At 56.1% G+C, this 6,118-nt stretch carries 3 rRNA genes and 1 pseudogene; all 4 read left to right on the top strand.

The window, feature by feature from the left end:
- The first annotated feature begins 188 nt into the window (after positions 1-188).
- Positions 189-1,711, top strand: a 16S ribosomal RNA gene (locus ACI3KY_RS19905).
- A 452-nt stretch (positions 1,712-2,163) separates the two neighbouring features.
- A 23S ribosomal RNA gene (locus ACI3KY_RS19900) occupies positions 2,164-5,268 on the top strand.
- Positions 5,269-5,374: 106 nt separating this feature from the next.
- Positions 5,375-5,491 (top strand): 5S ribosomal RNA (gene rrf, locus ACI3KY_RS19895).
- The 16S, 23S and 5S rRNA genes sit together here, the layout of an rRNA operon.
- Before the next feature lie 92 nt (positions 5,492-5,583).
- Positions 5,584-6,118: pseudogene (locus tag ACI3KY_RS19890) on the top strand (primosomal protein); the annotation flags it as partial.

Here is a 6,118-nt window from a genome sequence, read left to right as displayed (position 1 = left end):
CGATCTTTGAGAACTCAACAGCGTGCACTTGTCAAATGCCAATTTTTGTATCCTCGCTGACCATTTGTTTGGTTGGTGGGGGTCCTTTTTGGATCAATTCATGGATGTCAGTTTGATATTCGTTTTTGGTCATGGTTGAACTCGCTGCCTTCTGACTCGTTTTCCCGGGTTGTTGGTGGTTTTCATTTTTTATGGAGAGTTTGATCCTGGCTCAGGATGAACGCTGGCGGCGTGCTTAACACATGCAAGTCGAACGGTGAAGCCCAGCTTGCTGGGTGGATCAGTGGCGAACGGGTGAGTAACACGTGAGCAACCTGCCCCTGACTCTGGGATAAGCGCTGGAAACGGCGTCTAATACTGGATACGAGACGTGATCGCATGGTCAACGTTTGGAAAGATTTTTTGGTTGGGGATGGGCTCGCGGCCTATCAGCTTGTTGGTGAGGTAATGGCTCACCAAGGCGTCGACGGGTAGCCGGCCTGAGAGGGTGACCGGCCACACTGGGACTGAGACACGGCCCAGACTCCTACGGGAGGCAGCAGTGGGGAATATTGCACAATGGGCGCAAGCCTGATGCAGCAACGCCGCGTGAGGGATGACGGCCTTCGGGTTGTAAACCTCTTTTAGCAAGGAAGAAGCGAAAGTGACGGTACTTGCAGAAAAAGCGCCGGCTAACTACGTGCCAGCAGCCGCGGTAATACGTAGGGCGCAAGCGTTATCCGGAATTATTGGGCGTAAAGAGCTCGTAGGCGGTTTGTCGCGTCTGCTGTGAAATCCCGAGGCTCAACCTCGGGTCTGCAGTGGGTACGGGCAGACTAGAGTGCGGTAGGGGAGATTGGAATTCCTGGTGTAGCGGTGGAATGCGCAGATATCAGGAGGAACACCGATGGCGAAGGCAGATCTCTGGGCCGTAACTGACGCTGAGGAGCGAAAGGGTGGGGAGCAAACAGGCTTAGATACCCTGGTAGTCCACCCCGTAAACGTTGGGAACTAGTTGTGGGGTCCTTTCCACGGATTCCGTGACGCAGCTAACGCATTAAGTTCCCCGCCTGGGGAGTACGGCCGCAAGGCTAAAACTCAAAGGAATTGACGGGGACCCGCACAAGCGGCGGAGCATGCGGATTAATTCGATGCAACGCGAAGAACCTTACCAAGGCTTGACATACACGAGAACACCCTAGAAATAGGGGACTCTTTGGACACTCGTGAACAGGTGGTGCATGGTTGTCGTCAGCTCGTGTCGTGAGATGTTGGGTTAAGTCCCGCAACGAGCGCAACCCTCGTTCTATGTTGCCAGCACGTAATGGTGGGAACTCATGGGATACTGCCGGGGTCAACTCGGAGGAAGGTGGGGATGACGTCAAATCATCATGCCCCTTATGTCTTGGGCTTCACGCATGCTACAATGGCCGGTACAAAGGGCTGCAATACCGTGAGGTGGAGCGAATCCCAAAAAGCCGGTCCCAGTTCGGATTGAGGTCTGCAACTCGACCTCATGAAGTCGGAGTCGCTAGTAATCGCAGATCAGCAACGCTGCGGTGAATACGTTCCCGGGTCTTGTACACACCGCCCGTCAAGTCATGAAAGTCGGTAACACCTGAAGCCGGTGGCCCAACCCTTGTGGAGGGAGCCGTCGAAGGTGGGATCGGTAATTAGGACTAAGTCGTAACAAGGTAGCCGTACCGGAAGGTGCGGCTGGATCACCTCCTTTCTAAGGAGCACTTGGACCTCTTCGGGGGTTCCAGGACTCAGTACCACACCGTTCGTGTGTGGCTGGGGCTCAAGGGTGGAACATTTGACATGGCGTCAGCGCAGCTGGGGTCCACTAGTACGCCGCGTCCTTTCGGGGGTGTGGTTGGAGGGTGGGTTCTGGTGAGCGGGGCGCCGGCACGCTGTTGGGTCCTGAGGGACCGGACGCTGCGCTTGCCGCTCCTTTTGGGGTGGTGGGTGTGGGGGACACTCCTCTTGGGCCTTCTGATTCTTCGACCTGTGGGTTGTGAGGGTTGGGGGGTACCGCCCGTACTTTGAGAACTACACAGTGGACGCGAGCATCTTCAAGATGATCCTTCGGGGTCGTTTTGTTATAGATGATCTTAAAGATCATTAGTCAATTTCAGCCCGGGGCTTTGGTTCCGGGTTCGATTCTTGATGAAACTCATGTGATTTCAAGTCTTTAAGAGCAAACGGTGGATGCCTTGGCATCTGGAGCCGAAGAAGGACGTAGCAATCTGCGATAAGCCTCGGGGAACTGATAAGCAAGTTTTGATCCGAGGGTGTCCGAATGGGGAAACCCCGCCAGGGCGCGTGCGTGCCTGGTGACTCCCGCCTGAATATATAGGGCGGGTAGAGGGAACGTGGGGAAGTGAAACATCTCAGTACCCACAGGAAGAGAAAACAACAGTGATTCCGTGAGTAGTGGCGAGCGAAATCGGATCAGGCTAAACCTCATGTGTGTGAGAGCCGGCAGGCGTTGCATGTGGGGGGTTGCGGGACTTTCCGGACCATTCTGCCGAGTGGTCGACGTGACAGAAGCGTATAGACGAACCGTCTTGAAAGGCGGGCCAGAGTGGGTGCCAGCCCCGTAGTCGAAATGCGTGTTCTGACGTGGAGAGTATCCCAAGTATCACGGGGCCCGAGAAATCCCGTGTGAATCTGTCAGGACCACCTGATAAGCCTAAATACTCCCAGATGACCGATAGCGGACAAGTACCGTGAGGGAAAGGTGAAAAGTACCCCGGGAGGGGAGTGAAATAGTACCTGAAACCGTTTGCTTACAAACCGTTGGAGCCTCCTTAGTAGGGGTGACAGCGTGCCTTTTGAAGAATGAGCCTGCGAGTTAGCGATATGTGGCGAGGTTAACCCGGGTGGGGTAGCCGTAGCGAAAGCGAGTCTGAATAGGGCGATTCAGTCGCATGTCCTAGACCCGAAGCGAAGTGATCTATCCATGGCCAGGCTGAAGCGACGGTAAGACGTCGTGGAGGGCCGAACCCACTTAGGTTGAAAACTGAGGGGATGAGCTGTGGATAGGGGTGAAAGGCCAATCAAACTTCGTGATAGCTGGTTCTCTCCGAAATGCATTTAGGTGCAGCGTTGCGTGTTTCTTGCCGGAGGTAGAGCTACTGGATGGCCGATGGGCCCTACAAGGTTACTGACGTCAGCCAAACTCCGAATGCCGGTAAGTGAGAGCGCAGCAGTGAGACTGTGGGGGATAAGCTTCATAGTCGAGAGGGAAACAACCCAGACCACCATCTAAGGTCCCTAAGCGCGTGCTAAGTGGGAAAGGATGTGGAGTTGCTTAGACAACCAGGAGGTTGGCTTAGAAGCAGCCACCCTTGAAAGAGTGCGTAATAGCTCACTGGTCAAGTGATTCCGCGCCGACAATGTAACGGGGCTCAAGCACGCCACCGAAGTTGTGGCATTGACATTATTGGTAGGCCTTCGTGGTCCAGCCGTGTTGATGGGTAGGAGAGCGTCGTGTGGCGAGTGAAGCGGCGGGGTGACCCAGCCGTGGACGCCACACGAGTGAGAATGCAGGCATGAGTAGCGAAAGACGTGTGAGAAACACGTCCTCCGAAAGACCAAGGGTTCCAGGGTCAAGCTAATCTTCCCTGGGTAAGTCGGGACCTAAGGCGAGGCCGACAGGCGTAGTCGATGGACAACGGGTTGATATTCCCGTACCGGCGAAGAACCGCCCAAACTAATCCAGTAGTGCTAAGTGTCTGAATCCCATTGACGGATCCCTTCGGGGTGATGCTGTGGGCCTAGCGCACGACCCCATTCTGGTGCGGTTAGCGTATTAACAGGTGTGACGCAGGAAGGTAGCCCATCCCGGGCGATGGTTGTCCCGGGGCAAGTGCGTAGGCCGAGTCATAGGCAAATCCGTGACTCATACAGGCTGAGACACGATGCGGATGAAAAGTGGGTGATCCTATGCTGCCAAGAAAAGCATCGACGCGAGGTTCTAGCCGCCCGTACCCCAAACCGACTCAGGTGGTCAGGTAGAGAATACCAAGGAGATCGAGAGAATCGTGGTTAAGGAACTCGGCAAAATGCCCCCGTAACTTCGGGAGAAGGGGGGCCATCCACTTATATGAGCTTGCCTCAAAAAGGGTGTGGTGGCCGCAGAGACTAGTGGGTAGCGACTGTTTACTAAAAACACAGGTCCGTGCCAAGTCGCAAGACGATGTATACGGACTGACGCCTGCCCGGTGCTGGAAGGTTAAGAGGACCGGTTAGCCGCAAGGCGAAGCTGAGAATTTAAGCCCCAGTAAACGGCGGTGGTAACTATAACCATCCTAAGGTAGCGAAATTCCTTGTCGGGTAAGTTCCGACCTGCACGAATGGCGTAACGACTTCCCAACTGTCTCAACCGCGAACTCGGCGAAATTGCATTACGAGTAAAGATGCTCGTTACGCGCAGCAGGACGGAAAGACCCCGTGACCTTTACTACAGCTTGGTATTGGTGTTCGGTGTGGCTTGTGTAGGATAGGTGGGAGACTGTGAAGCGGATACGCCAGTATTCGTGGAGTCATTGTTGAAATACCACTCTGGTCACTCTGGATGTCTAACTTCGAACCGTAATCCGGTTCAGGGACAGTGCCTGGTGGGTAGTTTAACTGGGGCGGTTGCCTCCCAAAAAGTAACGGAGGCGCCCAAAGGTTCCCTCAACCTGGTTGGTAATCAGGTGGCGAGTGTAAGTGCACAAGGGAGCTTGACTGTGAGACTGACAGGTCGAGCAGGGACGAAAGTCGGGACTAGTGATCCGGCAGTGGCTTGTGGAAGCGCTGTCGCTCAACGGATAAAAGGTACCTCGGGGATAACAGGCTGATCTTGCCCAAGAGTCCATATCGACGGCATGGTTTGGCACCTCGATGTCGGCTCGTCGCATCCTGGGGCTGGAGTAGGTCCCAAGGGTTGGGCTGTTCGCCCATTAAAGCGGTACGCGAGCTGGGTTTAGAACGTCGTGAGACAGTTCGGTCCCTATCCGCTGCGCGCGTAGGAAGTTTGAGAGGATCTGACCCTAGTACGAGAGGACCGGGTTGGACGAACCTCTGGTGTGCCAGTTGTACTGCCAAGTGCACCGCTGGTTAGCTACGTTCGGGATGGATAACCGCTGAAAGCATCTAAGCGGGAAGCCGGCCTCAAGATGAGACTTCCATACCTTCGGGTGAGAGGCTCCCAGCCAGACTACTGGGTTGATAGGCCAGATGTGGAAGCGCAGCAATGCGTGCAGCTGACTGGTACTAATAAGCCGATGACTTGATAACACACCGTTTCTGGTGCTTGCGTCCACTGAGTGGTTCCCGATGTACGGTCGGGAACACAACAGAACATTGAATTTTCACGTTGTGAAGACTGAAACATCGAAAGAGTTTCGGCGGCCATAGCGAGAGGGAAACGCCCGGTCACATTCCGAACCCGGAAGCTAAGCCTCTCAGCGCCGATGGTACTGCAGGGGGGACCCTGTGGGAGAGTAGGACACCGCCGGACACCCATTCACGTAATGGCCACCCCCCAAGGGTGGCCATTACGCGTTAACACGGTGGATTGCCGAGGCAGACCACATCCAGGAGGATCGAAGAATGGCAGAGCAGGAGCCGCGCGACGACAGACGCGCGCCGAGCGAACGATCCGACGGGAAGCAGTCGCCGGCACGAGCCGACCGCAAGCCGTACCAGAAGCGCGACGGTGACCGGAAGCCGTATCAGAAGCGTGACGGCGACCGTGCCTACGCTCCGCGCGATGGGGACCGCAAGCCTTACACGCCGCGTGAAGGCGGCGATCGTAAGCCGTATCAGAAGCGTGATGGCGACCGTTCCTATGCTCCGCGTGACGGGGACCGTAAGCCCTATACCCCGCGCGAGGGCGGTGACCGGAAGCCGTATCAGAAGCGTGACGGTGACCGTCCCTATGCACCTCGCGACGGGGACCGGAAGCCGTACACCCCGCGTGAAGGTGGGGACCGCAAGCCGTACACCCCGCGTGAAGGTGGGGACCGCAAGCCCTACACCCCGCGTGAAGGTGGCGATCGGAAGCCGTACCAGAAGCGTGACGGCGACCGTTCCTATGCACCTCGCGACGGGGACCGTAAGCCCTACACCCCGCGCGATGGCGGGG

It is taken from the genome of Microbacterium sp. ZW T2_14 (genome assembly GCF_044987405.1).
Classification (GTDB): domain Bacteria; phylum Actinomycetota; class Actinomycetes; order Actinomycetales; family Microbacteriaceae; genus Microbacterium.
This window is presented reverse-complemented; position numbering and strand designations above follow the sequence as displayed.